The organism is Micromonospora haikouensis, from assembly GCF_000876225.1.
Lineage (GTDB): Bacteria > Actinomycetota > Actinomycetes > Mycobacteriales > Micromonosporaceae > Micromonospora > Micromonospora haikouensis.
Genome location: NZ_JXSX01000001.1, coordinates 3,437,849 through 3,461,688 on the forward strand (window position 1 = coordinate 3,437,849; position 23,840 = coordinate 3,461,688).

The 23,840-nt window shown below is 73.6% G+C and carries 23 protein-coding genes; 14 read left to right on the forward strand and 9 right to left on the reverse strand.

Features of this window, described 5'->3' with window-relative positions:
• Window positions 1-59: 59 nt before the first annotated feature.
• The 5 genes from TK50_RS14100 to TK50_RS14120 form a co-directional block, all read right to left on the reverse strand.
• The gene (locus tag TK50_RS14100; protein WP_043963166.1) at window positions 60-1,040 is read right to left on the reverse strand and encodes a phosphotransferase; all 981 of its coding nucleotides are present in this window, start codon (window positions 1,038-1,040) and stop codon (window positions 60-62) included.
• Between the two features lie 104 nt (window positions 1,041-1,144).
• Window positions 1,145-2,797 carry a glycoside hydrolase family 27 protein gene (locus TK50_RS14105; protein WP_043963167.1) on the reverse strand — a complete coding sequence of 551 codons (1,653 nt, stop codon included), beginning with the start codon at window positions 2,795-2,797 and terminating at the stop codon, window positions 1,145-1,147.
• A 339-nt stretch (window positions 2,798-3,136) separates the two neighbouring features.
• Window positions 3,137-5,143, reverse strand: coding sequence for a beta-galactosidase (locus tag TK50_RS14110; RefSeq protein ID WP_043963168.1), 2,007 nt, complete (start codon window positions 5,141-5,143; stop codon window positions 3,137-3,139).
• Window positions 5,140-6,666, reverse strand: coding sequence for an alpha-L-fucosidase (locus TK50_RS14115; RefSeq protein WP_043963169.1), 1,527 nt, complete (start codon window positions 6,664-6,666; stop codon window positions 5,140-5,142). Before TK50_RS14115 ends, TK50_RS14110 begins: the two co-directional genes overlap by 4 nt.
• Window positions 6,667-6,770: 104 nt before the next feature.
• A complete protein-coding gene (locus TK50_RS14120) occupies window positions 6,771-7,796 on the reverse strand; it encodes an aldo/keto reductase (protein WP_043963170.1) in 1,026 nt (341 codons plus the stop codon).
• 220 nt (window positions 7,797-8,016) lie between these two features.
• On the opposite strand from TK50_RS14120, the gene TK50_RS14125 reads away from it, so the two are divergent.
• The 3 genes from TK50_RS14125 to TK50_RS14135 all read left to right on the forward strand — a co-directional run bounded on the left by TK50_RS14125 (window position 8,017) and on the right by TK50_RS14135 (window position 9,976).
• Window positions 8,017-8,430, forward strand: a complete 414-nt coding sequence (locus tag TK50_RS14125; RefSeq protein ID WP_228986516.1) for a VOC family protein — start codon at window positions 8,017-8,019, stop codon at window positions 8,428-8,430.
• Window positions 8,418-8,828, forward strand: a complete 411-nt coding sequence (locus TK50_RS14130; protein WP_229406168.1) for an ester cyclase — start codon at window positions 8,418-8,420, stop codon at window positions 8,826-8,828. The genes TK50_RS14125 and TK50_RS14130 overlap by 13 nt, the downstream gene beginning before the upstream one ends.
• A gap of 386 nt (window positions 8,829-9,214) precedes the next feature.
• A complete protein-coding gene (locus TK50_RS14135) occupies window positions 9,215-9,976 on the forward strand; it encodes an IclR family transcriptional regulator (RefSeq protein ID WP_043963172.1) in 762 nt (253 codons plus the stop codon).
• Here TK50_RS14135 and TK50_RS14140 read toward each other — a convergent pair.
• Together TK50_RS14140 and TK50_RS14145 are read right to left on the reverse strand one after the other, a co-directional pair.
• Window positions 9,969-10,829 carry an IclR family transcriptional regulator gene (locus TK50_RS14140; protein ID WP_043963173.1) on the reverse strand — a complete coding sequence of 287 codons (861 nt, stop codon included), beginning with the start codon at window positions 10,827-10,829 and terminating at the stop codon, window positions 9,969-9,971. The two genes, TK50_RS14135 and TK50_RS14140, sit on opposite strands and share 8 nt — an antisense overlap.
• A gap of 49 nt (window positions 10,830-10,878) precedes the next feature.
• Complete coding sequence (locus TK50_RS14145; protein ID WP_043963174.1) at window positions 10,879-12,195, reverse strand: zinc-binding metallopeptidase family protein; 1,317 nt, start codon at window positions 12,193-12,195, stop codon at window positions 10,879-10,881.
• A 173-nt stretch (window positions 12,196-12,368) separates the two neighbouring features.
• On the opposite strand from TK50_RS14145, the gene fdxA reads away from it, so the two are divergent.
• From fdxA to TK50_RS14180, 7 genes are read left to right on the forward strand one after another with little or no spacing between them, the layout of a single operon-like run.
• Window positions 12,369-12,680 (forward strand): ferredoxin, encoded by a 312-nt coding sequence (gene fdxA, locus TK50_RS14150; protein ID WP_043963176.1) that lies wholly within the window; start codon window positions 12,369-12,371, stop codon window positions 12,678-12,680.
• 8 nt (window positions 12,681-12,688) lie between these two features.
• Window positions 12,689-13,660, forward strand: a complete 972-nt coding sequence (locus TK50_RS14155) for an NAD(P)/FAD-dependent oxidoreductase (RefSeq protein WP_199486071.1) — start codon at window positions 12,689-12,691, stop codon at window positions 13,658-13,660.
• Window positions 13,657-14,655: a fumarylacetoacetate hydrolase family protein gene (locus TK50_RS14160; RefSeq protein ID WP_052503756.1), complete on the forward strand. Its 999-nt coding sequence runs from the start codon at window positions 13,657-13,659 to the stop codon at window positions 14,653-14,655. Before TK50_RS14155 ends, TK50_RS14160 begins: the two co-directional genes overlap by 4 nt.
• Entirely contained in the window at window positions 14,652-15,809 is a 1,158-nt protein-coding gene (locus TK50_RS14165; RefSeq protein ID WP_052503757.1) for a hypothetical protein, read from the forward strand. Before TK50_RS14160 ends, TK50_RS14165 begins: the two co-directional genes overlap by 4 nt.
• A complete protein-coding gene (locus TK50_RS14170) occupies window positions 15,809-16,603 on the forward strand; it encodes an HpcH/HpaI aldolase family protein (RefSeq protein ID WP_141722264.1) in 795 nt (264 codons plus the stop codon). The genes TK50_RS14165 and TK50_RS14170 overlap by 1 nt, the downstream gene beginning before the upstream one ends.
• 26 nt (window positions 16,604-16,629) lie before the next feature.
• Entirely contained in the window at window positions 16,630-17,004 is a 375-nt protein-coding gene (locus tag TK50_RS14175) for a cupin domain-containing protein (protein WP_043963178.1), read from the forward strand.
• Window positions 17,005-17,011: 7 nt separating this feature from the next.
• Window positions 17,012-17,935, forward strand: coding sequence for a ribokinase (locus TK50_RS14180; protein WP_043963179.1), 924 nt, complete (start codon window positions 17,012-17,014; stop codon window positions 17,933-17,935).
• A gap of 528 nt (window positions 17,936-18,463) precedes the next feature.
• Here TK50_RS14180 and TK50_RS14185 read toward each other — a convergent pair.
• A complete protein-coding gene (locus tag TK50_RS14185; RefSeq protein ID WP_043963180.1) occupies window positions 18,464-19,570 on the reverse strand; it encodes an acetamidase/formamidase family protein in 1,107 nt (368 codons plus the stop codon).
• 265 nt (window positions 19,571-19,835) lie between these two features.
• Here TK50_RS14185 and TK50_RS14190 point away from each other — a divergent pair, with 265 nt between their 5' ends.
• From TK50_RS14190 to TK50_RS14205, 4 genes are read left to right on the forward strand one after another with little or no spacing between them, the layout of a single operon-like run.
• Entirely contained in the window at window positions 19,836-21,215 is a 1,380-nt protein-coding gene (locus TK50_RS14190; protein WP_043963181.1) for an aromatic ring-hydroxylating oxygenase subunit alpha, read from the forward strand.
• A gap of 5 nt (window positions 21,216-21,220) precedes the next feature.
• Window positions 21,221-21,748, forward strand: coding sequence for an aromatic-ring-hydroxylating dioxygenase subunit beta (locus TK50_RS33685; RefSeq protein WP_199486027.1), 528 nt, complete (start codon window positions 21,221-21,223; stop codon window positions 21,746-21,748).
• A gap of 22 nt (window positions 21,749-21,770) precedes the next feature.
• The gene (locus tag TK50_RS14200) at window positions 21,771-22,088 is read left to right on the forward strand and encodes a Dabb family protein (RefSeq protein WP_158499173.1); all 318 of its coding nucleotides are present in this window, start codon (window positions 21,771-21,773) and stop codon (window positions 22,086-22,088) included.
• Window positions 22,085-22,978 carry a VOC family protein gene (locus TK50_RS14205; protein ID WP_043963184.1) on the forward strand — a complete coding sequence of 298 codons (894 nt, stop codon included), beginning with the start codon at window positions 22,085-22,087 and terminating at the stop codon, window positions 22,976-22,978. Before TK50_RS14200 ends, TK50_RS14205 begins: the two co-directional genes overlap by 4 nt.
• A gap of 52 nt (window positions 22,979-23,030) precedes the next feature.
• On the opposite strand, the gene TK50_RS14210 is transcribed toward TK50_RS14205, so the two are convergent.
• On the reverse strand, window positions 23,031-23,774 hold the full coding sequence (locus tag TK50_RS14210; RefSeq protein WP_043963185.1) for a YqjF family protein: 744 nt from the start codon (window positions 23,772-23,774) through the stop codon (window positions 23,031-23,033).
• Window positions 23,775-23,840 lie beyond the last annotated feature (66 nt).

A 23,840-nucleotide genomic window follows, 5' to 3' on the forward strand; every position in this document is an offset into this window, starting at 1 on the left:
ATCCGGCCGGCTCGCCGAGAGTTCGGCACCGAGTGGTGAAGGTCTGTCCGGGACCGTGCTCAGGGGTGCGGCAGTTGACTCAGCGCGGACGCTCCCCAGCCGGTCGGGTCCTCGTCGGGCGGCACCATCGCGAGGGCCTGCCAGATCAGCAGGATGTCCCACCAGTCCGCCTCGGCCGGGGTCAGCGGGCGCACGGCCTGGTAGCCGGCGAGAAACTGGGCGTGGACCTCAGCCGATACCGGTCCCCAGTCGTGGTAGCGGGTGCCGAGCAGGACCGTCGCGCGGGCCAGGTCGACGAGCCGGTGGTCGGGCCGGGCCTCCTCGAAGTCGAGGACCGCCGTGATCTCGCCGTCGGCACAAAGGACGTTGGCGGAGCGGAAGTCGAAGTGGACGAGTTGTCGCGGCAGCCGGTCGGGTGGCGCACCGGCGACCAGTCCGCGCAGCGCATCGCGGGCCGCCGCGGGCAGGTGCGCGGCGCGGCTGTCGAGCCATTCGGTGATCTGCTGTGTCAACGGTGGGGACGCCACGGTGGGCGTGGCGAATCGTTCGGCGTGCGGGTCGGCGGCGAGCGCATCCTGGAGCCGGGCCAGGACGGCTCCGGCCGCCCGCACCTGACCGGGGTCGGTGGTGTCGAGGAGATCGCCCTCGATCATCCGTTGCAGGCCCAGCGAGACACCGTCGGCCTCGACCTGGAGCCGGCCGTCCCGGGTGGGAACCGGCGCCGAGACCGGCAGGCCCCGGCCGTCGAGCCAGCTCGTGAGTCGGGCCACCTCGGCCAGGCGCGGGAAACGGTCGGGCACCACCGACCACTTCGCGAGCCGTCGACCGGACGGCATGTCGACCCACGCCAGCGCGTTGCCGTCGCTCAGCACGATCCGCTCGCAGGAGTCGACGCGTACGCCCCAGTGCTCGTCCAGGACGTCGGCGACCCAGCGGCCCGCCGACCGCGCGTCGCCAAAGCCGAACCTTGCGTCGAGCGCCTGGTGCGGATCGTGCGCCTCCCACAGCATCTCCACCACCGGCGCCTGCGATCCGCTCATGCGGCACAGTGTGGCGGATCGTCGTACGAGAAGGCGGGCGCCCCGGAGGCCGGGCCGTCTGCCGACGGTGGCGTCCGGGGCGCCCGGTGGCGCGTGCGGTCAGGTCAGGCCCGGCTCCACCGCTGGTTCGCGGCGGTGTGGCAGGTCCAGGCGAGCACGGTGGTGCCGTTGGCCGTGCCGGAGTTGTTGACGTCCAGGCAGAGCGACGGGAACCGTACGTTGCTGATGGTGCCGTTGCCGTTGAAGGTCCACTGCTGGTTGGTGCCGCCGTTGCAGTCCCAGATCTGGGCCCGCGTGCCGGCGACGGCGTTCGTGGGCAGCTCCAGGCACTTGCCCAGGACCTGGAGGGCCTGGCCGGACTGGGTGAACTGCTGGTTGGCGTTGCTGTGGCAGTCCCAGATCAGCGTCCCCGTGCCGTTGGCCGTGTTGCCGTTGTCGACGTCCAGGCACCGGCCGCTGGACTCGCTGCGCAGCCGGAACGTGGTGGTGGGCGGCGGGGTGGTGGTGCCGCCGCCGCTGACCCGGTAGACGACCGTGCCGTGGGCCGGCACGCTGGCGGAGATGGCACCGGTGGTGGTGGAGGTGCCGTTCGTCCAGGCGTCGCGCAGGGTGAACGAGGAGCCGGACTTGCCGATCGCGGCGGCGGTGGTGGAGACGGTGGTGGTGGAGCTGCCCTGGTTGAACAGGGCGACGGCCACGTCGCCGTTGGCGAGCCGCTTGGCGAGCACCCGGCGGGTGCCGTCGTTGGAGACCTGGGTGGCCTGGAGGCCGAGGGTGTCCTGGTTGATCGCGATGAGGTTGGCGTTCTTGAGGATGGTCTGCGTGGCGCTGTTCATGTTGCGGATGTCGTTGCCGGCGATCAGCGGCGAGGCCATCATCGCCCACATCGCGAAGTGGCTGCGCATCTCGGTGTCGTTCATGCCGCCCCGGCCGACCTCCATCATGTCGGGGTCGTTGAACGCACCCGGACGCGCGTAACCGGCCAGCGGCACGGTGACGTTGATGATGTTCTGGATGCCCATCGGGTAGCCGTTGGTCTGGCCGGTGTCCCACGCGTTGGTGATGTCCTCGGTGGTGCGCCAGATGTTGGCGACGTCGCCCCAGTTGCGCATGGGGCCGGTCTTCTCGTGGATGCTGTTGGAGTTGATGCTGTAGAGGATGGGGCGGCCGGTGGCGGCGAGCGCGTCGCGCATGATGGCGAACCGGTTGACCTGCTCGTTGATGGTGCCGGTGGGGGAGCACCAGTCGTACTTGAGATAGTCGACGCCCCAGGCGGCGAACTGGCGGGCGTCCTGGGCCTCGTGGCCCATGGCGCCGGTGGCCCCGGGGTAGGAGTTGAAGTACTGGGCGCAGGTCTTGTCCAGCGGGGCCTGGTAGATGCCGAACTTGAGGCCCTTGCTGTGGATGTAGTCACCCAGGGCCTTCATGCCGCTGGGGAACCGCGTCGGGTCGCCCTGCAGGTTGCCGGCCGAGTCGCGGTTGGGGTTCATCCAGCAGTCGTCGACGACGACGTACTGGTAGCCGGCGTCCCGCATGCCGGTGCTGACGATGGCGTCGGCCATCTGCCGGATCAGTGCCTCGTTGATGTTGCAGTAGAACGTGTTCCAGCTGTTCCAGCCCATCGGTGGGGTGCGGCCCACCCCGTTCTCCAGCGCCTGGGCCGGTTTCGGCGCGGCAACCGTGTCGACCACGGTCAATCCGACTGCTCCCAGGAGTGCGACGCCCAGGGCAGCGAACCATCTCGTACGTGCGCGCATTGACTCTCCATCTTCGGGACGGTGGACGTCGTCGTGCCGCCTGCCAATTGATATGCCATTCGGCAGGCATGAGTGGTGCACTGGTGACATCTTGGTGGTGGTCACCTGCGATTACGGGGCGGGAATGCGACCTGTCTTCAGCGCTGCGCGGAATTCCCGAATGGCCACGGCTCGACGCGGTAATGCGCATCGCTCCGAGGCTGGCGGGGATCCCGATAAGCGGGTCGGAGCGGCCCGGTAGCTCCTCGGGAAAGTTAACATGTGACCGCTCACACGGGCAAGCAAAGGAGCCGTTGTCGATCGTCTGCCGCCAATGGGGTCACGTCCCGTTCCCGGCCGTCAGCCGAGGCGGTCCGACCTGACCACCCGCACTTCGCCGGCCGGCAGGTGCAACTTCCCGCCGACGGGTTGGCCGGTGAGCAGCTCCCGGCCCGTGGCCGCGACGACGGCATCCGTGTCGGCGTGGTTGACGAAGAAGGTGAAGACCTCCTCGTCGTTGCGGCGCACCAGCACCTCCACCCCGGCCGGCACACCGGTGGGGGAGGCCGCCAACGACCGCGCGAGGGCGAGCAGCGAGTCGCCGTCGAGGCCGGCGGAGACGTACACCGCGCGGCCCCCGCCCGCCAGCGGGCGCGACGTGACCGCGGGACGGCCGTCGAGCTGCCCCCCGGAATAACCGGCGAGCACCTCCGCCTCGCCGACCCGGAGGAGCTCCGTCCACTCCGTGCCGCGCCAGCCGTTGTCGAGGGTGAAGGTCTCGCCCTCCTGCAACGGGCGGAACTCCTCACACCGGACACCGAGGAGGTCGCGAAACGCGCCCGGGTAGCCGCCCAGCCGCACCTGGTCGTTCTCGTCCACGATCCCCGACAGGAAGCTCACCACGACCGTGCCGCCCGCCCCGGCGAAGGCGGCCACCCGCGCCGCCGTGTCGTCGCCGGTCAGGAAGAGCGCCGGCACCACCAGCACCTCGTACCCGGCGAGGTCGGCCCACGGCGGAAGCACCTCGATGCTCGCGTTCAGCCGCCAGAACGCGTGGTGCCAGTCGCGGACGAGGCGGCCGTAGTCGAGGTGGTTGTTCGGCTTGACCCCCTTCGCCATCGCCCAGCCCGCCTCGTCGTCGAAGAGGATGCCGATTCGGGCCCGGGGAGCGCGCGAGCCCAGGACCGGGGCGAGACTGCGCAGGTACGCGCCCAGCCGGCACACGTCGCGGTAGAGCTCGGTGTCCTCGCCGGCATGCGGGACCATCGCCGAGTGGAACTGCTCCGCGCCGGCCCGCGAGGCACGCCACTGGAAGAACATCACCCCGTCGGCGCCGTGGCCCACGTGGCTCAGGCTGTTGCGGATCAGCTCCCCCCGCGCCTTGGCCCGGTTGCGCGGCTGCCAGCTCACCGCGCTGGTCGAGTGCTCCATGAGCAGCCACGGCCGGCGCTGCGTCGTCATCGCCCGCATCCGGTCGCCGGAGAAGGCGACGTCCTGCTCGGGGACCGGGTCGGCGGAACGGGTGTAGTGGTCGTTGGCGACGATGTCCATGTGCGCCGCCCAGCGCGGGTAGTCCACGACGTCGGGCTCGGCGCCCACCATGAAGTTCGTGGTGACGGGAAGCTGCGGGGTGGCGGCCTTGAGCACCGCGCGCTCGGCGAGATAGTGCGCCAGCAGCTCGTCCGAGGAGAAGCGGTCGAAGTCGAGCACGAGCGAGGGGTTCTTCGCGTTGTTGCCGCGCGGCGGGAGGACATGGGCGAAGTCGCGGTACGTGTGGCCCCAGAAGGCGGCTCCCCACGCGTCGTTCAGCGCGTCGAGCGTGCCGTACCTGCGCCGGAGCCAGCCGCGGAACGCCTCCGCCGACACGTCGCAGTAGCAGCGGCCGTTGCCGCCGCCCAGCTCGTTGCTGACGTGCCACATCACGACGTGGTCCCGCTGCCCGTAGCGGTCGGCGAGGGCGCGGACGACGCGCAGCGCGTACTCCCGGAAGACCGGGCTGCTCGGACACCAGCCGAGGCGGGCGCCGGGCCAGTGCGGTCGCATCTCGTGGTCGACGGGGCGGATCTCGGGGTGCGCCGCCAGCAGCCAGCCCGGGGGCGCGGCGGTCGGCGTGGCGAGGTCGATGGCGATGCCGGCCTCGGCCAGGAGGTCGACGACCTCGTCCAGCCAGCCCCAGTCGAACTCCCCGTCCGCGACCTCGACCAGCCCCCAGGAGAAGATGCCGAGCGAGACGAGGTTGACGCCGGCCCGCGTCATCAGCCGCACGTCCTCGGCCCAGGTCGCCCTGTCCCACTGCTCGGGGTTGTAGTCGGCCCCGTAGCTCAGGCCCCGCGTGGGCCAGGCGTTGTCGACGTGCGACCAGCTCATCCGGCGACTCCTCGGTCTCGTGGCAGCCACCCGCCGCCCGCCGCGACCACCGCGACCGTGCGGATCGCCGGCAGCCCCCTGGACGCCTCGATCCGCACCCGCACCTCGCGCACGACGCGCGGGGCGAAGCACAGGATGCGCCGGTAGCCGACCGAACCCGCCTCGGCCAGCACCTCCTCGCGCCCGTCGGTCACGGCGGTCACGACGATCCGTTCCAGCCGCTGCCCGTGGGTGATGTCCTCGCCGACGACCACGGCGGCGACCTCGGTGGGGGCGGGCAGGACGACCGAGGCGGCCGGCAGCCCGTCGGACGCCGCCGGTCGCCACACGCCGCCCTCCGCCGCGCCCGCCGCCAGTCGCGCGAGCGCGGCCGGGTCGTCCGCCGGCCCGCCGACGGCCGTACGCACCGCCCCGGAGGACAGCACGACGTCGGCCGCCAGCACCGCGCCCCGGAACGCGCGGATGCGCTCGCCCAGACCCGTCAGGGCCGCCACGTCGGGGTCGGCCACGAGGCCACGGGAGTCGGGCGGCACGTTGAGCAGCAGGCAGGCGTTGCCGCCGACGGCCGCGCGCCACAGCTCGAACAGCTCGTCGGCGCAGCGGACCGCGTCGTCCTCGCGCCGGTGGTGGAACCACCCCGGCCGGATGGACGTGTTGACCTCGGCCGGATACCACACGAGGTCGTCGAGGCGGCCCGCGAGAGCCGCCCGGCTGCCCAGGTCCTCCCCGTCGCTGCGCACGAGGCGGGAGAAGACGCCGTCGTCGACGTGCTGGGAGCCCTCGGCGATGCGCTCGGCGTCGCGCAGCGCGGCGGGCACGACGCTCCACTCGTCCGCCCGGGTGTGTCCGGCCTCGTTGCCGCACCACCGCACGTCCGGCCCGCAGACCGAGATCACCGCCCCGGGTTGCCGCCGCCGGACGACGGCGTAGTACCGCTCCCAGTCGTAGTCCTGGTGCGGGCCGTCGGGGCCGTTGCCGTTGGCGCCGTCGAACCACACGGAGAAGACCTCGCCGTAGCCGGACAGCAACTCCTCCAGCTGGGCGACGAAGAAATCGTCGTACGCCCTCCCCGAGCCGTACGTCGCCTCGCTGCGGTCCCAGGGCGAGAGGTAGACGCCGAACCGCAGACCGTGCCGCCGCGCCGCATCCGCCACGAGCCGCACGAGGTCACCCTGCCCGCCCCGCCACGGCGAGGCGGCGACGGAGTGCGTCGTCACCCGCGAGGGCCACAGACAGAAGCCGTCGTGGTGCTTGGCGGTCAGGATGACGCCCGTCATCTCCGCCGCCGCGAACGTCGCCATCCACTGGTCGACGTCCAGCTCCGCCGGATCGAACAGGGCCGGGTCCTCGTCGCCGAGGCCCCACTCGCGGTCGGTCATCGTGTTCATGCCGAAGTGGACGAAGGCATAGAACTCCATCGACTGCCAGGCCACCTGCCGCGCGCTGGGACGCACGGCGGTCAGCGCCTCGGTCTCGTCGGCGGAACCCGGCGCGGGACGCGGCGGAGTGGGGGCAGGGGTCATCCGAACGTCCCGTCCGTGCCGGGGCCGATACCGTCCGTCACCCTACTTGACGAATTGACCGCTGTCTTCCCGTGGCGGTCGGTGCCGCGTCGCCGCCCGGGGCGTCAGCGTCGCCGCAGGGCCGGGTCGGTCAGCGCCGGCGGCTGGTACCCGGCGTCGGCCGGGTTGACGTTGTGGCCCGGCGGCACCAGCGCGTCGATGCGGTCCAGCACGTCGGCAGGCAGCCCGTCGAGCTGACCCGCGCCGAGCTGGCTGCGCAGCTGCTCCAGGGTGCGGGGGCCGATGACGGCGCTGGTCACGGCGGGGTGGCTGAGCACGAAGCCCAGCGCCAGCTCGATCAGCGTCAGGCCGCTCTCCCGGGCCAGCGCGTCCAGCTCGCCGACCAGGTCGAGCTTGCGGTCGCGGGCGGCGGCGTCGCGGAAGTCGAAGTGGTCGCCGTTGCGCCCGGCGCGGGAGTCCGCCGGCACGCTGCCCGCGCGGTACTTGCCCGTCAGCCAGCCGCCGTTGAGCGGGCTGAAGACCATGACCCCGAGCCGGTGCCGCTCGCAGGTCGGCAGCACGCCGGCCTCGGCGCCCCGGGCCAGGATCGAGTACGCGAGCTGCTCGGTGGTGAAGCGTTCCCGCTGGCGCTGCTGCGCGACCCACTGCGCCTCGACGATCTGCTCGGCGGGGAACGCGGAGGTGCCGATGAGGCGTACCTTGCCCTGCCGGACCAGGTCGGACAGGGCGCCGAGGGTCTCGTCGACGTCGGTGCGCGGGTCGGGGCGGTGCACCTGGTAGACGTCGATCCAGTCGGTGCCCAGCCGGCGCAGGCTGTCCTCGACCGCCTGCGTGATCCACCGCCGGGAGTTGCCCCGCCGGTTGCGGTCGGCGCCCATCGGCTCGTGGAACTTGGTGGCCAGCACCACGTCGTCGCGCCGCCCGCGCAGCGCCCGGCCGACGATCTCCTCGGTCTCGCCGTGCGCGTACACGTCGGCGGTGTCGACCAGGTTGACCCCGGCGTCGAGCGCCTCGGCGACGATCCGGTGGCACTCCTTCTCGTCGGTGTTGCCCCACGCGCCGAACATCATCGTGCCGAGGCAGAGCGTGCTGACCTCGACGCCCGTGCCGCCGAGCCTGCGGTAGCGCATGATCTGATCGTCCTCCCGCTGGTGTGTGTGACCACGCTGGCACGCCGGCCCGGCCCCCGGCACTGTCCCGCCGGGTCGAATCGGCCCGGACGGGTTTGTGTCCCCGGCACATCGCCGCGCGCCCGGGGGACGAATAGGCTGGTGACAGCGTTGTTCTGGACATTCCGGCACGGTGGAGGTACTCATGGGGACCGGCCTGACCCAAGCCCGATGGACGCACGTGGCACTGCCCACCGGCGACCTCGACAAGGCGATCGCGTTCTACACCACGCTCACCCCGCTGGTGGTGGTGGAGCGGTTCGCCGACGCCGACGGGGAGAGCGTGTGGCTCTCCAACGACAAGCAGGTCGAGACGCCGTTCGTGCTGGTGCTCGTCTCGTTCAACAAGGACAAGGGCGGCCAGCTCGGCCTGCTCCACCCGTTCGCGCACATCGGCATCGAGGTGCCGCAGCGCTCGGACGTCGACGAGATCGCCGCGCGGGCCCGCGAGCTGGGCTGCCTGCACTGGGAGCCCCGCCAGATGCCGCCGCCGGTCGGCTACATCTGCGCGCTGAAGGACCCCGACGGCAACGTCATCGAGATCTCCCACGACCAGCAGGTGTTCGACACCGTACGGCGGCTGTGGGGGAACTGACCGCGGCGGGGACCCGGGCCGCGGTGCTGCGCTACCTGGCCGCGTTGAACGCCCACGACGCCGACGCCGTCGCCGCCTGCGTCAGCGTCGGCTTCGTCAACGAGCACACCGCGGGGCTCGGGCGGGGAGTGGTCGGCCGGGCCGGCTACCGGGAGCGGCTCGACGGCTTCCTGGCCGAGTTCGCCGACCTCCGCTACGAGGTGGAGGAGCTGATCGTCGACGGGGACCGGGCCGCGCTGGCGTACCGGATGTCGTTCCGGCTCGTCTCCGCGGGCCGGGCCCCGGTGCGCGTGCGCGGGATGTTCCGGTTCCGGGTCGACGCCGACGGCCTGGTCGCGCACCGGGTCGACTACTGGGACAGCGGCGAGGTGCACCGTCAGCTCGCCGTCGAGCAGTGACTGGGCGTGGTCGCCGCGCCTGGGTCGATGTCGCCGGTTGACCCCCTTTGCTCTGCACCCACGGACGCATCGGTCGCTGAGAGTAGTTGACCGCCTGTCTGCTGTCGTTCCCGGCACTTGGCAGAATTGCAGCATGGCGGCCGTGTTGCCTCGGTGGGTGCAGAGCAAAGGGGGGCGGGGTGCGTGGGCCGGGGTCGCGGGGCGTGACGCAGCGTCAACGCCGACCGAGACCCGGCGACCTGGCACCCAAGAGTCACTCACTGTAGTCGGAGAGTGCGGCGGAGGGGCGGCGGCCACGCCGCCCCTCCGCCGCGTTCGCGCCCCTCCCGTCGCGCTGGGTAGAGTGCGCATCCTGCGGAGACGACGGGGATGCGCGAGGTGACGCGATGGCGGTCGGGGTCGAGGAACACCACGGCGACGCGCCGGCGATCCAGACCGTGCAGCGGGCGGCCACCATCCTGAAGGCGTTCTCCGCCGAGCGGCCCCGGCTCACGCTGGCCGAGCTGACCGCCGACCTCGCGATCAGCCGGGCCACCGCGCACCGGTACGCCCGCGCGCTGCGCGCGGCCAACCTGCTGCGCTTCGACACGGCCACCGCCACGTACACGCTGGGCCCGCAGGTGCTGGCGATGGAGGCCGCCGCCCGCGCGGCGCTGCCCATCGTCACCGCCGCCGAGCCCTACCTGGACCGGCTGACCCGGCTCACCAACCAGACCTCGGTGCTCAGCGTGTGGAACGGCGAGAGCCCGATCGTGGTCCGCTGCATGGACAACGTCAGCGGCGACGTGCGGCTGAGCGTGCGTACGGGATCGCCGCTGGACCTGGTGCGCTCGGCGCAGGGCCGGGTGTTCTGCGCGTTCCTGCCGCCCGCCGAGGCCCCGGTGGTGGCCCGCCAGCTGCGCCTGTCGGCCGGGCTGCGGGCGGTGGTCGAGCAGGTGCGCCGCGACGGGTTCGCCGTCAACTCGCCGGAGGACTTCGGGGTGCGGGTGCTGGCCGCGCCGGTGTTCGAGCGTACCCAGGTGGTGGCCGCGTTGGGCGTGCTCGGCACGGACGCGGTGCTCTCCGGCGCGGCGGAGGCCGCGGCGGCGGACACCCTGCTGCGCATCGCGCGCGAGCTGTCCGAGGGGCTCGGCGCGGCCGTCAGCTGACCCGGCCGGCGCTCCCGCGTGCCGCCGGGGGACGGGGACGGTGGCCGTTGCCGTCGTCGGGCGCGGGGTGGTGGCCGTTGCCGGTGCCGGTGCTGCCCAGCTCGGCGGTGACCAGGGCGGCGACGCGCTGCAGGGCGATGGCGAGCGGGGTGTCGGTGCCCTCCGGCACGGAGGTGGTGGTGCCGACGATGGCCATCGCGGCGATCAGCGTGCTGCCGCGGAAGATGGGCGCGGCGATGCTGCGCACGCCGTTGGCCGACGGCGTGTTCGCCGAGATGCCGGTGCGGCGGATCTTGTCGACCTCCCGGCGCAGCTCGGCGGAGGCGGCCAGCTCGTCGGCCAGCCCGACCACGTCGTCCTCGGGCAGGAAGGCGCAGAAGACCCGGCCCTGGGCGGACTCGGTGCGCGAGAGCCGGGAGCCGGTGCGGACGCTGACGCGGATGACCCGGTCGGTGTTGTCGTCGGCGCGGACGACCACTGCCGTGTCGCCGTCCCAGACGCTGAGCACCACGGTCTCGTCGATCTCGCGGACGAGCTGCTGCATGTGCGGGCCGGCGATGCTGATCACCGGCATCGCGGCACGCGCGGCGGCGGAGAGGGTCAGGATCTGCGGGCCGAGCGAGTAGAGTCCCTCCCGCTCGTCGTAGCGCAGCAGGTTGCTCTCGCGCAGCGCCTTGGTGTAGCGGTGGGCCGTCGCCTTGCTGGTGCCGAGGCTGGCGGTCAGTTCGTTGAGGCTGAGTCGTGGGCGCGCCGCGGTGAACGCGTTGAGGATGACCGCCGCGCGCTGCACGGTCTGGATCGCCGGGGCGCTCTGGTCCGCGTTCTTCCCCGGCGAGGGGCTGTCGTCCGCCATCTGGATCCCTCGTTGCGTGAAGTGAGACAGTATCATGGCATATGGCACATCAGGCTGTCGATATCTGCCGGCTTCGTAGCGCGATGTCGGCATAAATCCGGGCGAAACGCACCAGCTCGGCCACCGCGTAGCGGTCCCGCCGAGGGTCGCCCGGGTCCGACGGCAGGGACGGCGGGCCCAGCCGGACGGTCGGCACCCCCCGCCCGCGCAGCACCACCCCGTCCGTCGACCCCGTCCAGCCCCGGATCGGCTGGGGCGCGCGGCCGTGCGCGGCCCGCCAGGCGGCGTCGGCCCAGTGGCAGATCGGGGCGTCGGGATCGGTGGCGGCGGCCGGGTGGACGGGCCAGCCGGTCACGCTCACCCCGCAGTCGCCCAGCGGGGTGCCGCGCAGCCTCTCGGCGAGCGTCGCGGCCAGGGCGTCGGCGATCTCCGCCGGCTCGTCGCCGGGCACCGTCACCAGGTAGAGGTGGAAGTCCAGCCGCCCGGGCAGCAGGTCGGGCTTGCCCGGCTGGCCGGCCCGCACCGCGCCGATGCCCACCTCCGCCCCGACCTGGCCGCCGCGCCCGGCGCGACTGGCCAGGTGCGCGGCGCGGAACGCCTCCAGCGCCGCGACCACCCGGCCGAGATGCGCCAGCAGGCCCCCCGGCGGGACGGCGGCGTCGCGGAACAGCGCCGGATGGAACCGGCTGGTCAGCCGTACCCGGACGAACATGGCCCCCGGCTCGGCGGTGAGCACGCCCGGCGGGCCGCTCTTGGCCACCACGGCGGCGGCCGGCAGCGGGTGCCGGTCCAGGTGGTGGGCCACCCCGCCGGCGACGGGGCCGGCGTCGGGGTCGGTGCGGTGGGTGCCGGCGGCGGCGAGCAGCAGGGTCAGCCGGTGCGGCCGGCCGGCGGCCCGGCACGCGCCGGCCGCCGCGGCGAAGCCGACCAGGGCGGCGGCGGTCGCCGCGCGGGCCACCCCGAGGCCGAAGCCGCTGACCACCGGCTCGGCGTCCGCCCCGGCCGGCCTGATCAGCCCGGGTGCGGGGGCGTCCAGGCCGGTGATCGGCGCGTCGAACTCGGCCCCGCCGGTCAGCGACGTGTCCAGGTGTGAGTAGAGGAGCAGCTCCGGCGCCGTGCCGAGGGCGGAGGAGCCGACCAGGTTGGCGCTGTCGGGCAGCGCCGCCGTCGGGTCCAGGGGGTCGACCCGCCAGGACAGCTCCGGCCAGCGCGCGGCGGCCCAGTCGGCGAGCCGGTGGGCGGTGGCCCGTTCCCGGCCGTACGGGCTGTGCTCCGCCCCCAGCGCGGCCAGCGCGTCGAGGACGCCCGCCTCGTCGATCGCCTCCTCGGCCGCCCGCCGCAGTGCCGCCGGCACCTCGTCGTCCATCCCCGCGCTCCCGCCGCCGTGACTTCATTCAAGATGACGTCTCGTATGTTGACATACTCGGGATGGCTTCTCTAGCGTGACCTGACATCAACGACATCGCCCCGCATCCGGCGACGTCAGCGCGACGGTCAGCGGTGCGGATGCGGACGGCCGACCCAACCGCTGGAGGACCGATGACCTACGTGGTCACCGACGAGTGTGTGGACGTGCAGGATCGGTCCTGCGTCGAGGAGTGCCCCGTGGACTGCATCTACGAGGGCGACCGGATGATGTACATCAACCCGGACGAGTGCGTCGACTGCGGGCGGTGCGAGCCGGTCTGCCCCGTCACGTCGATCTTCCACCTGGAGGACCTGCCGGCCGACCGGGCCCACTTCGGCCCGATCAACGCCGAGTTCTTCGGCGAGATCGGCAGCCCCGGCGGGGCCCGCAAGATCGGTCGGGTCGGCCACGACCACCCGGCCGTCGCGGGGAGCGCCACCTGATGGGCGAGCTGCACGAGGTCGACCTCGCGATCGTCGGCGCCGGCCCCGCCGGCCTGTACGCCACCTACTACGCCGGCTTCCGCGGGATGAGCGTGGCGGTGATCGACTCGCTGCCCGAACCCGGCGGCCAGATCGCCGCCCTCTACCCCGAGAAGGCCATCTACGACATCGCCGGCCTGCCTTCGGTGCGCGGCCAGGAACTCGTCGACGCCCTGCTCGCCCAGGCCGCCACCGCCAAGCCGACGTTCCTGCTCGGCGAGAGCGCCGTCGACCTGACCTGCGCCGAGGACCACGTGCTCATCGGCACCGACGCCGGCACCCAGGTGCGCGCCAAGGCCGTCCTGCTCACCGCCGGCATCGGCACCTTCACCCCCCGCGAGCTGCCCGTCGGCAGCGACTACCTCGGCCGGGGCCTGCGCTACTTCGTGCCCCGCCTCGACGAACTCGCCGGCCAGGAGGTCGTCGTGGTCGGCGGCGGCGACTCCGCCGTCGACTGGGCCCTCGCGCTGGAGCCGCACGCCCGCAGCGTCACCCTCGTGCACCGCCGGCCGCAGTTCCGCGCCCACGAGCACAGCGTCGCCCAACTGGAGTCGTCCACCGTGCGTGTGGTCACCCCGTACGAGGTGTGCGGCATCGCCGGGGAGCAGAACGTCACCTCCGTGACGATCGCCGAGGTGCGCGGCGAGGGCCGCGAGGAGCTGCCCGCGCAGGCGGTGGTGGCCGCCCTCGGCTTCATCGCCGACCTCAGCGCCATGGAACGCTGGGGCCTGGAGATGCACCGGCGCTACGTCGCCGTCGACCGGTCGATGCGCACCAACCTGCCGCGCGTCTTCGCCGCCGGCGACATCACCGACTACGAGGGCAAGGTGCGGCTGATCTCCGTCGGCTTCGGCGAGGCCGCCGCCGCCGTCAACAACCTCGCCCCGCTGGTCAACCCGGCGCTGGGCACGGTGCCCGGACACTCCTCGGACGCGGCATGACCGCCCCCCGCGACGACGCCCGGCACACCGCCGGCGACGGCACGCACCTGGTCGCCACCCGGCACGGGCTGGGCCGGCTCACCGGCGACGGCGACGTCGAGCTGCTCGACCTGCCGTACGCCGACGTGGCCGCGCTGCTGCGCGCGGGCGCCGGGCTCGCCCCGGCCCGCGCCGCGGCCGTGCGCCGCCGGCTGCCCCTCGACGCCCTCGCCGGCGACGTCGTCGCCCCGCTGGGCGGGACGCCGGCCGTGTGGGGGGTGGGCCTCAACTACCACTGCAAGGCACGCACCACCGGGCGGCCCCTGCCCACCCAGCCCGTGCTCTACCTCAAGTCGCCCAACGCCGGCTCCGGCCCCGACGACACCGTGCCGCTGCCCACCTCGGTCAGCACGCAGTCCGACTACGAGGGCGAGGTCGCCCTGGTCATCGGGGCGCGGATGCACCACACGCCCGCCGAGCGGGCCTGGGCGCACGTCGCCGGGATCACCGCCGCCAACGACCTGACCTGCCGCGACGTGATGGTCGCCTCCGGCAGCCCCACCCTGGCCAAGAGCTTCCCCGGCTTCGGCGCGCTCGGCGCCTCGGTGCTCGGCCTGGACGCCGTCGCCGACCGCGACGCCATCGGCGTACGGACCACGGTCAACGGGGAGCTGCGCCAGCAGGCCAGCACCGCCGACCTCATCTTCCCGGTGCCCGACCTGCTCGCCTGGATCTCCCGGTACGTGGTGCTGGAGCCGGGCGACGTGGTGCTCACCGGCACCCCCACCGGCACCGGCCAGGACCGGGGCTGCTTCCTGAGCCCCGGCGACCTGGTCGAGGTCACCGTCGCCGGGGTGCTGCCGCTGCGCACCCGGTTCCGCGCCGACACCCCGGCCCAGGCAGCCGAGACCCCGGCCGCGACAGCCGGGACCCCGGCTTCGACGGCCGAGCCCGACCCCCTTCCCGGCGACGCCCGCCCGTCGCTGCCGCTTCGTACAGAGAGTCTGATGCCATGACTGACAGTTTCCCGCGCTACGACCTGGTGCTGGCCGGCGGCGAGGTGTTCGACGCCGCCACCGGTGCCAGCGGAGTGACCGACGTCGCGGTGACCGGCGACCGGGTGGCCCGGATCGCCCCCGGCCTCGCCGCGCAGGGCCGGCAGGTGGTCGACTGCTCCGGGCAGTACGTGCTGCCCGGCCTGGTCGAGGCGCACACCCACATCTTCGCCGAGGTCTCCAAGGTCGGCGCGCCGCCGGACGAGGCGCACCTGCACCGGGGCGTCGTCGCGGCCTGCGACGCCGGCACCGTCGGCGCGTCCACCTTCGCCGCGTTCGAGCGCTTCGTCGCCGCCCCGGCCCGGATGCGGCTGGTCAACTTCCTCAACGTCTCGGTCCTCGGCCTGATCGACTTCCGGTTCGGCGAGCTGCTCAACCCGGGCACGCTGGTGCCGGAGGACGCCCTGGAGATCGCCGCCGCCAACCCGCACCGGGTACGCGGCTTCAAGATCCGCCTCTCCGAGGACGTCGTGGGGCTGGAGTGGCGGACGCTGCTCAAGCGGTCCCTGGCGCTGTCGGCCGAGGCCGGGCTCCCGCTGATGATCCACATCGGGGAGACCCCGGAGCCGCTGCCGGTGATCCTCGACCTGCTGCGCCCCGGCGACGTCGTGGCCCACTGCTACACCGGCAAGCCGTACGGCATCCTCGGCGACGGCAAGGTCCTGCCCGAGGTGTACGCCGCCCGCGAGCGCGGCGTGCTGTTCGAGTCGGCCCACGGCAAGAGCAACCTCAGCTTCGCCGTGGCCCGCCCGGCCATCGAGCAGGGCTTCCTGCCCGACGTGATCACCTCCGACACCAGCGGCCGCAACTGGCGCGGCCCGGTGTTCGACCTGGTCACCAGCATGGCCAAGCTGCGGGCCATGGGCATGACCATGGAGCAGATCGTGCCCCGGGTGACGTCCGCCCCGGCCCGCCTGACCGGCCTCGACGCCGAGGGCTACGGCAGCCTCGTCGAGGGCGGCCCGGCCCACGTCACGGTCCTCGCCGACGCCGAGGAGGCCGAGCTGCCCGACGCCGCCGGCAACCGGATCGTCGCGCCCCGGCTGGAGCCGAGCCTGGTGCTGCTCGCCGGCGAGCAGGTGCCGACCGTGCCGTGGCGGGGCCTGAACCGCTGATGCCCGCCACCGATGCCGAGCCGCCCGTCGGCGTGCACCGCTCCCGCAGGCGACTGCGGGCGGCGCTGCGCGGTGGCGGGCGGCTCGTCGGCACGTTCCTCAAGCTGCCCGGCCCCGACGTGGTGGCCCTGGCCACCCAGGCGGGGCTCGACTTCGTCGTGGTCGACCTGGAGCACTCCGCGCTGGACGAGCGCACCGCCGCCGACCAGCTCCGGTTCGCCGCCGCGCTCGGCCTGCCGGCGCTGGTCCGGGTGCCGGCGGTCGACCCGGGCCAGGTCAACCGGCTGCTGGAGGCCGGCGCCGTCGGGGTCCAGCTTTCCACCGTCCGCAGCCGGGCCGAGGTGGAGGCGCTGCGCGCGGCCAGCCGGTACGCCCCGCACGGGCGGCGCAGCATCAGCCTCGCCCACCCGGCGGCCGGCTACGGTGTCGGCGGCCTCGACCGGTACCTGGCGGCGGAGGCCGCCGACCCGCCGCTGCTGGTCGCCCAGATCGAGACGGCGACCACCGACGACCCCCTGCCCGACCTGCTGGCCGGCGTGGACGTCGGGTTCGTCGGCACCACCGACCTGGCGGTCAGCCTCGGCCTCGCCAGCACCGACGACCCGACGCCGCTGCTGCGGCGGACCGGCGACGTCGCCGAGGCGGCCCGGGGGACCGGGGCCGCGCTGGGCGGCTGGGCGGCCGACCGCACGGCCGAGGCCCTGGGCCGGTACGGCCTCACCGACGCCGGCTACCTGGTGGTCGGCTCGGACCTGCAACTGCTCGGCGCCGGCCTGCGCCGGCTCGCCGGCTGACCCCGACCCGGAAAGGGAGCGCTGACATGCTCAACCCGCAGCTCTACGGCATCGCCGTGAACTGGGACGACATCCCGGCCACCGACGTGCGGCCCGGGGTGCGCCGCAAGGTGTACGCCACCGACGAGGTCGTGCTGGCCTGGCACGAACTGAGCGTGGGCATGACGCTCAACCCGCACCACCACGACGACTTCGACCAGCTCGTGCTGATCCTCGGCGGCCGGTGCAACTACTACGTCGACGGGGTGGCGAACCCGATGGGGGCGGGCTCGATGCTGCTCGTGCCGCGCGGCGCGGAGCACTACGTCGAGCCGACCGAGGGCCCCTGCATCAACCTGGACGTCTTCGCGCCGCCCCGGGCGGACTTCCTGGCGCACGCCTGGCGTCCCGGGCAGGGCTGAGGCCGCCGTGACCGACATCGTGGTGGTGGGCAGCCTCAACGTCGACGTGGTGGTGCCCCTGGCCGAGCTGCCCGCGCCCGGACAGACCGTGCTCGGCACCGCCGACCACCGGCGCGCCGGTGGCGGCAAGGGCGCCAACCAGGCGGTCGCCGCCGCCCGGCTGGGCCGCCGCGTCGCCATGGTCGGCGCGGTCGGCGACGACCCGGAGGGGGAGTGGCTCACCGGGCTGCTCGCCGCCGAGGGCGTGGACACGACCGGGGTGCTGCGCGCGCCCCGCCCGACCGGTCAGGCGATCGTGCTGGTCACCGCCGACGGCGACAGCACCATCGCGGTCAGCTCCGGGGCCAACATGTGGCTCGCGCCCGAGCACCTCGCGCCGTCGTACGACCTGATCGCCTCGGCCCGCGCGGTGCTGTTGCAGCAGGAGGTCGGCGCCGAGGTGGTCGCCGCCGCGGTGGCCGCGGCGGGTGGCCTGGTGGTGCTCAACCCGGCCCCGGCCCGGCCGGTGGACGCGGCGACCCTGGCCCGGGTCGACATCCTGGTGCCGAACCGGGGCGAGCTGGCGGCCCTGGCCGGGGCTCCGGCCGCGGCGTCCCCACCCGGCCCGGCAGATCCGGCGGCGCTGGCCGGGCTGCCCGCGCTGGCCCGGTCGTTGGGGACGCGGGGGCCGGTGGTGGTGACCCTCGGCGCGGACGGCGCGCTGGTCGTCACCGCCGACCGGGAGTGGCTGGTGCCGGCCGAGCGCGTCGACGCGGTGGACGCCACCGGCGCGGGGGACACCTTCTGCGCGGCGCTGGCCGACGCGCTGCTCGACGGCGCGGCGATCGACGAGGCGGCCCGTTGGGCGAGCCGGGTGGCGGCGGTGACCGTGACCCGGCCGGGCGCGATGGCCGCCGCGCCCCGTCGCGCCGAGGTGCCGGCGGCCTCGTAGGGGCCGCAGCGGCGCCGGGGGTGGAGCCCACCCCCGGCTCGCCCACCGGTGCCGGCCACGGTGCGTGTACATGCTGGTGCCGTCTGCCGGTGGGGTCGCCGCCTTCACGCTCCGTGGCGCTCCTTCGACCCCGGACAACGTCGCGCGCTCGCTTTGCTCTGCACCCGCCCACGCAGCACCCCACCCACCAGGCGGAATCCCGAACGTCGATGTCCGGGGGTGAAGCGGCCCGTCACGGCGGGTCAACCGTTGCGTATCCGGGTGCAGAGCAAAGGGCGCCGGGGGACTCGTGGCCGCAGGGCGGCGGCGGGTGACGGTACGTCACCTGCCGGGCGGCTCTGCGGGCCCGCTGGCCCGCCCACCCGTTCGCCGCCCACCCGCTCGCCTGCTCCGGCGGCGCTGCCGAGGGGCGGACGGGCCCGCGGCGGACGTGCGGGTGGCGGGCCGGGGCGGAGGCCCATCCACGCCCGCGCCGGCCCGCCCGGGCCCACCCAGGCTCACCCGGGCCCGTCCCGCCCGTCGCCCGGCTCAGACGTGGGCCGGGAAGTCCGCCTTGCGGATCAGGCAGTGGATGCCCTTCACCCCATCGACGACCTGGCTGACCTCGAAGTCGGCGGCGGCGCTCAGGTAGGCCAGGGCGGTCTGCGGCGGCATGCCCTGGGTGCGGGCGAGGAAGGCGACGGCGGCGCGTACGGCCCGGCGCATCGCCTCGTCGAGGTCGCTGTGCAGGCCGACGGGCAGCCAGTGGGTGGCGGTCTCGGCGAAGGGGCCGTCGGCGACGCCCAGGGCCCCCGCCTGCGCCTGCGGGACGACCGACAGCCGCAACGTGGCCCGCAGCGGCGCCTCCAGGGCGGTCAGCGCCACCTCGCCGTCGCCCTGGGCGTAGTGCGGGTCGCCGGCGTAGAAGCCGGCCCCGGGCAGCTGCACGGGCAGGTAGAGGGCGGAGCCGATCTGGAGCTCGTTGATGTCGAGGTTGCCGCCGAACGCGCCGGGCGGCACGGAGTGCACCGGGTCGTCGGTGTCCACCGCCACGCCCATCAGGCCGAGGAACGGGGCGAGGGGGAAGCGGGCGGCCCGCCCGTCGCCGTACGGCAGCGTCCCGTACAGCCGGCCGCCGCTGCTGACCACCTCGGTGAAGTGGCAGACGCTGCCGTACTCGCGGGGGACGTCGCCGCCCGCGCCGGTGTCGGTCGGGGTGAGCGGGAACTCGCCGGGCAGCGCGCCGTAGCCGTGGCGGCTGCTGACGAAGCCGTACGGGGCCCGGATGAGCAGGTCGAGGACCTCCACGCGGAGCACGTCGCCCGGCTCGGCCCCGTCGACCGCGATGGGCCCGGTGACCACGTGCGGCCCGTCGGCGTCGTAGTCGTGGGCGACGTCGGAGGCGGCCAGGTCGCGGGCGTCGGCGAGGACCCCGTCGGCGGGTACGTCGAACTGCTTGAGGTACGCGACCGGGTCGCGGCCCTGGTCCTCCAGGATCCCCTCGTGGCTGAGCGTGTCGATCGTCACCGTCTCGCCGGAGCGGATCCGCAGGACGGGTTCGTGCCGCCGGGCGGGCAGCCGCCCCCACAGGCAGGTGTCGGGCGTGCTGGGCAGGTAGTGGGTTCCAGCGATCGGGCCTTCGTGCGGCTGGAGCATGGGATCCTCCGGGAGGGGTGACACCGGCTGGCGGTGCGATGGGCGGCGTGCGGCGCAGGGGGCCCGTGCTCGCAATGCAGCGGCGTGGCCGCGCCCTGTCGACGTTCGGCATCGTGGCCAACGAAACCGCCGTTGCGTGTTGCGTCCGCATTAACAGCGAGTAACCCGGTGCCGGAGTATCTCCTGCTCTTGACAGGTGGCAGGGCCGGATAGCAGCATCGTGGTGCGAGACGCTGTCTCGCATGACGTAGAAGGCGGTGAGGTGATGGCGCAGCAGACGCCGGTACGCCCGCTCGGTGCACCCGGTGACGGCGCGATGATCGACGAGGACTGGGAGGCGCTGCGGTTCCGCGTGCACCGCTCGGCGTACCGCGAGCCGGAGGTGTTCGCCGAGGAGATCGCGCGGATCTGGGGGCACACCTGGCTCTACCTCGGTCACGAGACGGAGATCCCGAAGGCGGGCGACTTCAAGACCCGCACGCTGGGCGGGCGTCCGCTGATCTTCTGCCGCGACGCCGACGGCGAGGTGCGGGTGTTCTTCAACTCCTGCACCCACCGGGGCACCGTGCTGTGCCGGCACAGCGAGGGCAACACCAAGTTCTTCCAGTGCTTCTACCACGCCTGGGCGTTCAGCAACTCCGGCGAGCTGGCCGCGCTGCCCGGCGACGACGCGTACCCCGACGACCCGGCCTTCCGGGCGTCGATGGCGCTGCGTCAGGTGCCCCGCCTGCAGATCCACGAGGGCTTCGTCTTCATCGCCTTCGACCCCGACGTGCCCGACCTGCTGACCCACCTCGGCCCGGCGGCGCACTACATGTCGCTCACGGCCAAGATCGGCGAGCGCGGCATGACCACCCTGCCCGGGGTGCAGCTCTACAGCGTCAAGGGCAACTGGAAGCTGGCCGTCGAGAACGCCATGGACGGCTACCACTTCGCCCCGACGCACAACACGTTCGTCGGCTACCTGCGCGAGACCGGCTTCGCCGTCACCGACGACGACCAGTACGCCTACGACCTCGGCGGCGGCCACGGCCTGCTCGTCCTCACCGGACACAACGGCCGCATCGGCATGGTCTGGGAGCCCCGCTTCGGCGAGGAGGAGAAGGAGCGCACCGTCGTCAAGCGGCGCGAGCTGGAGGCCCGCCTCGGGCCCGAGCTCGCCGCCGAGGTGGCCGACGCCAGCCGCATCCTGTTCGTCTTCCCCAACCTGCTGCTGTTCGACCTGGAGGCGCTGACCATCCGGCAGCTCGAACCGGTCGCCGCCGACCGCACCGACGTGCGGGCGTGGCAGTTCGTCGAGGTCGGCGAGCCCGAGTCGGTGCGCGCGCTGCGGATCAAGACGATGGTCAGCTTCGTCGGGCCGGGCGGCCTGGCCACCCCCGACGACATCGAGGCGTACGAGGCGGTGCAGCGCGGCATCATCGCCACCGCCGACGCGGCCGACCCCGCCCACGACTGGAGCGACATGTCGCGCGGCATGGCCAACGAGAAGCAGGGCAACCAGGGGCGCTCGATCGACGAGGGTGCGATGCGCAGCTTCTGGCGGCACTGGGCGCACGTCGTCGGCGCGTCCACCAGCGTGGCCGGCGCGCCGCCGGCCGGTGCCCCGGCGAGCGGCCCGGCCGCCGCCAGGGCGGGGGAGTGAGCGCCGTGACGTCGACCAACGGCAGCCGTGGGGGAGTGGTGAGTGTGGAGTCGCGCGAGGTCACCCGCGCCGAGGTGGAGGAGTTCCTCTACCGCGAGGCCCAGCTGCTCGACGAGTGGCGCCTCGACGAGTGGTTGACCCTCTTCGAGCCCGGCGGCCGGCTGGAGGTGCCGACCACCGACTGGGCCGGCTGGGACGCCACCACCGCCGGATACTTCGTCGCCGACGACTACGAGCTGATCCGGGCCCGGGTCAAGCGGCTCAAGAGCCGCAAGGCGCACGCGGAGAACCCGCACTCGCGCACCCACCGCATGGTGTCCAACGTGATCCTGCTGGAGGCCGGCGCGGAGACCGTCTGGATCACGGCGAACTTCGTCATCCACCGCTACCGCGACGGCGGCGCCTACACCTACGTGGGCCGCTACGAGCACGTGCTCAAGGTCGAGGCCGACGGGCTGCGGTTCCGGGTGCGGCGGGCCGTGCCGGTGATGGAGTCCATGGACCCCGGCGCCCGACTCAGCTTCATCCTCTGAGCCGGCCGCCATGATCACCCACATGCTCGTGTTCCGCTTCCGCGACGACCTGCCGCCCGGCGCGGCCGAGTCCGTCCTGGCCGAGCTGGAGACGTTCCCGTCGCGGTATCCGGCGATGCGCAACTGGCGCAGCGGGGCCAACGTCAGCACCCGCGACGACACCATGAGCCACGGCTTCGTCGTGGAGTTCCCCACCGAGCAGGACCTGCTCGACTACCTGCACAGCGACTCGCACGAGCGGTTCGTCCGGGAACGCTGGCGTCCGGTCGTCGAGCGCCAGGCCATCGTCAGCTTCCCCACCGCCGGGGACCACCAGCACACCGAGAGGGGTAGCAGATGACCACCGAGGCCGCCGCCCGCCGCCGCGGGCCGTACGGCATGGAGTACGCCCGGATCGAGGTGCCGGACCTGGCCGCCTCCATCGAGTTCCTCCAGTACCACGTCGGCCTGCAGCTGGAGCAGCACGACGACGAGTACGCCTTCCTGCGCGCCGACATCGAGCACCACAGCATCGAGCTGGTCGCCGCGCCGCAGCGGGAGGCCTCCTGGACCACGGCGGTCGGGTTCAGCGTCGAGTCCGACGCGGTCCTCGACGACCTGCGGGAGCGGGTCACCGCGGCCGGGCACGAGGTGCTCGAGCTGGCCGACCGGGTCAAGGGGCTCGTCCAGCGCGGCTTCGCCGTCAAGGACCCCAACGGCCTGATCGTCGAGCTGTTCACCGAGTTCGCCGAGTACGCCGAGCCGCCGCTGATCGAGCTGCGCCCGCTGGACCTGGTGCACCCGTTCCTCGCCACCGAGAAGTACGAGGAGACCCTGCGCTTCTACACCGAGGTGCTCGGCTTCCTCGTCTCCGACTACGTCGGCGACGTGACGGCCTTCCTGCGCAGCGAGGACCGCTACCACCACAGCCTGGCGATCCAGCGCAACAAGGAGTTCTACGTCGCGCACCTGTGCTTCATGATGAAGAGCTTCGACCACGTGATGCGTGGCCGGGCGCGGGCCCAGTACAAGCAGGTGCCCATCGCCTCGGACCTGGTCAACCACTCCGCGTCGACGTCGATCGCCTTCTACATGCACGACCCGGTGCACGGGCCGCGCTACGAGCTGTGCGACCGGCACCGGGTCTTCACGCCCGAGGAGCACGAGACCCACCGGGCCCGCCGCATGTCGGTGGACCCCCGCAACATCGACGTGTGGCGGCCGGCCGCCGACGACTGGGGCCGGTTCTGATCCCACCGCACCTCGTCGCGCGCCGGTCCGGCGGCGGGCCCCTGCCGGCCCGTCAGCCGGGCCGGCGCGTGACGGTGGGCAGGCCGAACACGACCGGCACGCCGGGGGAGTAGAGCACGCTCACCGGCGGTTCGGCGGGCGCGGGCAGCCCGGCGGCCGCGACCAGCTCGTCGTTCAGGCTCAGCAGCTCGGCCCGGTGCAGCGGCCAGCGGGGGTGCCAGTTCGGCAGGTGCAGCGTGCGCCCGTACGCCCGGGTGTGCAGCCCCCAGCGGGCGGTGAGGAAGTGTTCCAGCGGCGTCGGGTCGGCGATCGGGTCGCCGACCCGGACCACCAGGCGGCTCGCCGCGCCGGCCGGGCCGGGCCAGCGGCGCCGGCAGTGGTACGTGAGGGTGTCGCCGTCGCGGTCCAGCCGCATCCTCGACCACAGGTAAGGCAGCCGCAGGCTCGCCCGGGCGACGAGCACCGGGACCAGCCGGGAGGCGTCGAGCGACCGGAACACCACGGCCCGCCGCCCGGCGTCATCGACGGAGTAGAGCCGGACGTTGGTCTCCCAGAAGGTGCCGAGGTACGGCACCCCCGGCCCTCGGCCGAGACCCAGCCCGACCATCCGGAAGCCGACGAGGCCGACGTGGGCCGCCCCGTCGAGGGTGTCGGGGCGGGTGCCGGCGGGCAGCAGCGGCGCGACGAGTTCCGGCGCGACCGCCCAGTGCACGAAGGTCAGGTCCGTCCAGCGTTGCCGCAGGCTCGCCCGGGGGAACGCCCGGACGGGGGCGGGGTCGACCGGCTCGATGTCCACGCCCCCATCCTCCCCGACCCCACCCGGGCCATCCTCCTAGGACGCTCTACGCGGCGTGCGCCGCCC

What these genes read in the sequence shown, in the direction of transcription:
- TK50_RS14120 (WP_043963170.1), bottom strand. Translation starts at nt 7,796, where the DNA reads ATGCGCTACCGCAGGCTCGGCGGCACGGGCGTCGAGGTCAGCACGCTC.
- TK50_RS14100 (WP_043963166.1), bottom strand. Translation starts at nt 1,040, where the DNA reads ATGAGCGGATCGCAGGCGCCGGTGGTGGAGATGCTGTGGGAGGCGCAC.
- TK50_RS14135 (WP_043963172.1), top strand. Translation starts at nt 9,215, where the DNA reads ATGGCGGTCGGGGTCGAGGAACACCACGGCGACGCGCCGGCGATCCAG.
- TK50_RS14145 (WP_043963174.1), bottom strand. Translation starts at nt 12,195, where the DNA reads ATGGACGACGAGGTGCCGGCGGCACTGCGGCGGGCGGCCGAGGAGGCG.
- TK50_RS14105 (WP_043963167.1), bottom strand. Translation starts at nt 2,797, where the DNA reads ATGCGCGCACGTACGAGATGGTTCGCTGCCCTGGGCGTCGCACTCCTG.
- TK50_RS14190 (WP_043963181.1), top strand. Translation starts at nt 19,836, where the DNA reads ATGGCGCAGCAGACGCCGGTACGCCCGCTCGGTGCACCCGGTGACGGC.
- TK50_RS14205 (WP_043963184.1), top strand. Translation starts at nt 22,085, where the DNA reads ATGACCACCGAGGCCGCCGCCCGCCGCCGCGGGCCGTACGGCATGGAG.
- TK50_RS14170 (WP_141722264.1), top strand. Translation starts at nt 15,809, where the DNA reads ATGCCCGCCACCGATGCCGAGCCGCCCGTCGGCGTGCACCGCTCCCGC.
- TK50_RS14115 (WP_043963169.1), bottom strand. Translation starts at nt 6,666, where the DNA reads ATGACCCCTGCCCCCACTCCGCCGCGTCCCGCGCCGGGTTCCGCCGAC.
- TK50_RS14110 (WP_043963168.1), bottom strand. Translation starts at nt 5,143, where the DNA reads ATGAGCTGGTCGCACGTCGACAACGCCTGGCCCACGCGGGGCCTGAGC.
- TK50_RS14200 (WP_158499173.1), top strand. Translation starts at nt 21,771, where the DNA reads ATGCTCGTGTTCCGCTTCCGCGACGACCTGCCGCCCGGCGCGGCCGAG.
- fdxA (WP_043963176.1), top strand. Translation starts at nt 12,369, where the DNA reads ATGACCTACGTGGTCACCGACGAGTGTGTGGACGTGCAGGATCGGTCC.
- TK50_RS14160 (WP_052503756.1), top strand. Translation starts at nt 13,657, where the DNA reads ATGACCGCCCCCCGCGACGACGCCCGGCACACCGCCGGCGACGGCACG.
- TK50_RS14175 (WP_043963178.1), top strand. Translation starts at nt 16,630, where the DNA reads ATGCTCAACCCGCAGCTCTACGGCATCGCCGTGAACTGGGACGACATC.
- TK50_RS14140 (WP_043963173.1), bottom strand. Translation starts at nt 10,829, where the DNA reads ATGGCGGACGACAGCCCCTCGCCGGGGAAGAACGCGGACCAGAGCGCC.
- TK50_RS14185 (WP_043963180.1), bottom strand. Translation starts at nt 19,570, where the DNA reads ATGCTCCAGCCGCACGAAGGCCCGATCGCTGGAACCCACTACCTGCCC.
- TK50_RS14165 (WP_052503757.1), top strand. Translation starts at nt 14,652, where the DNA reads ATGACTGACAGTTTCCCGCGCTACGACCTGGTGCTGGCCGGCGGCGAG.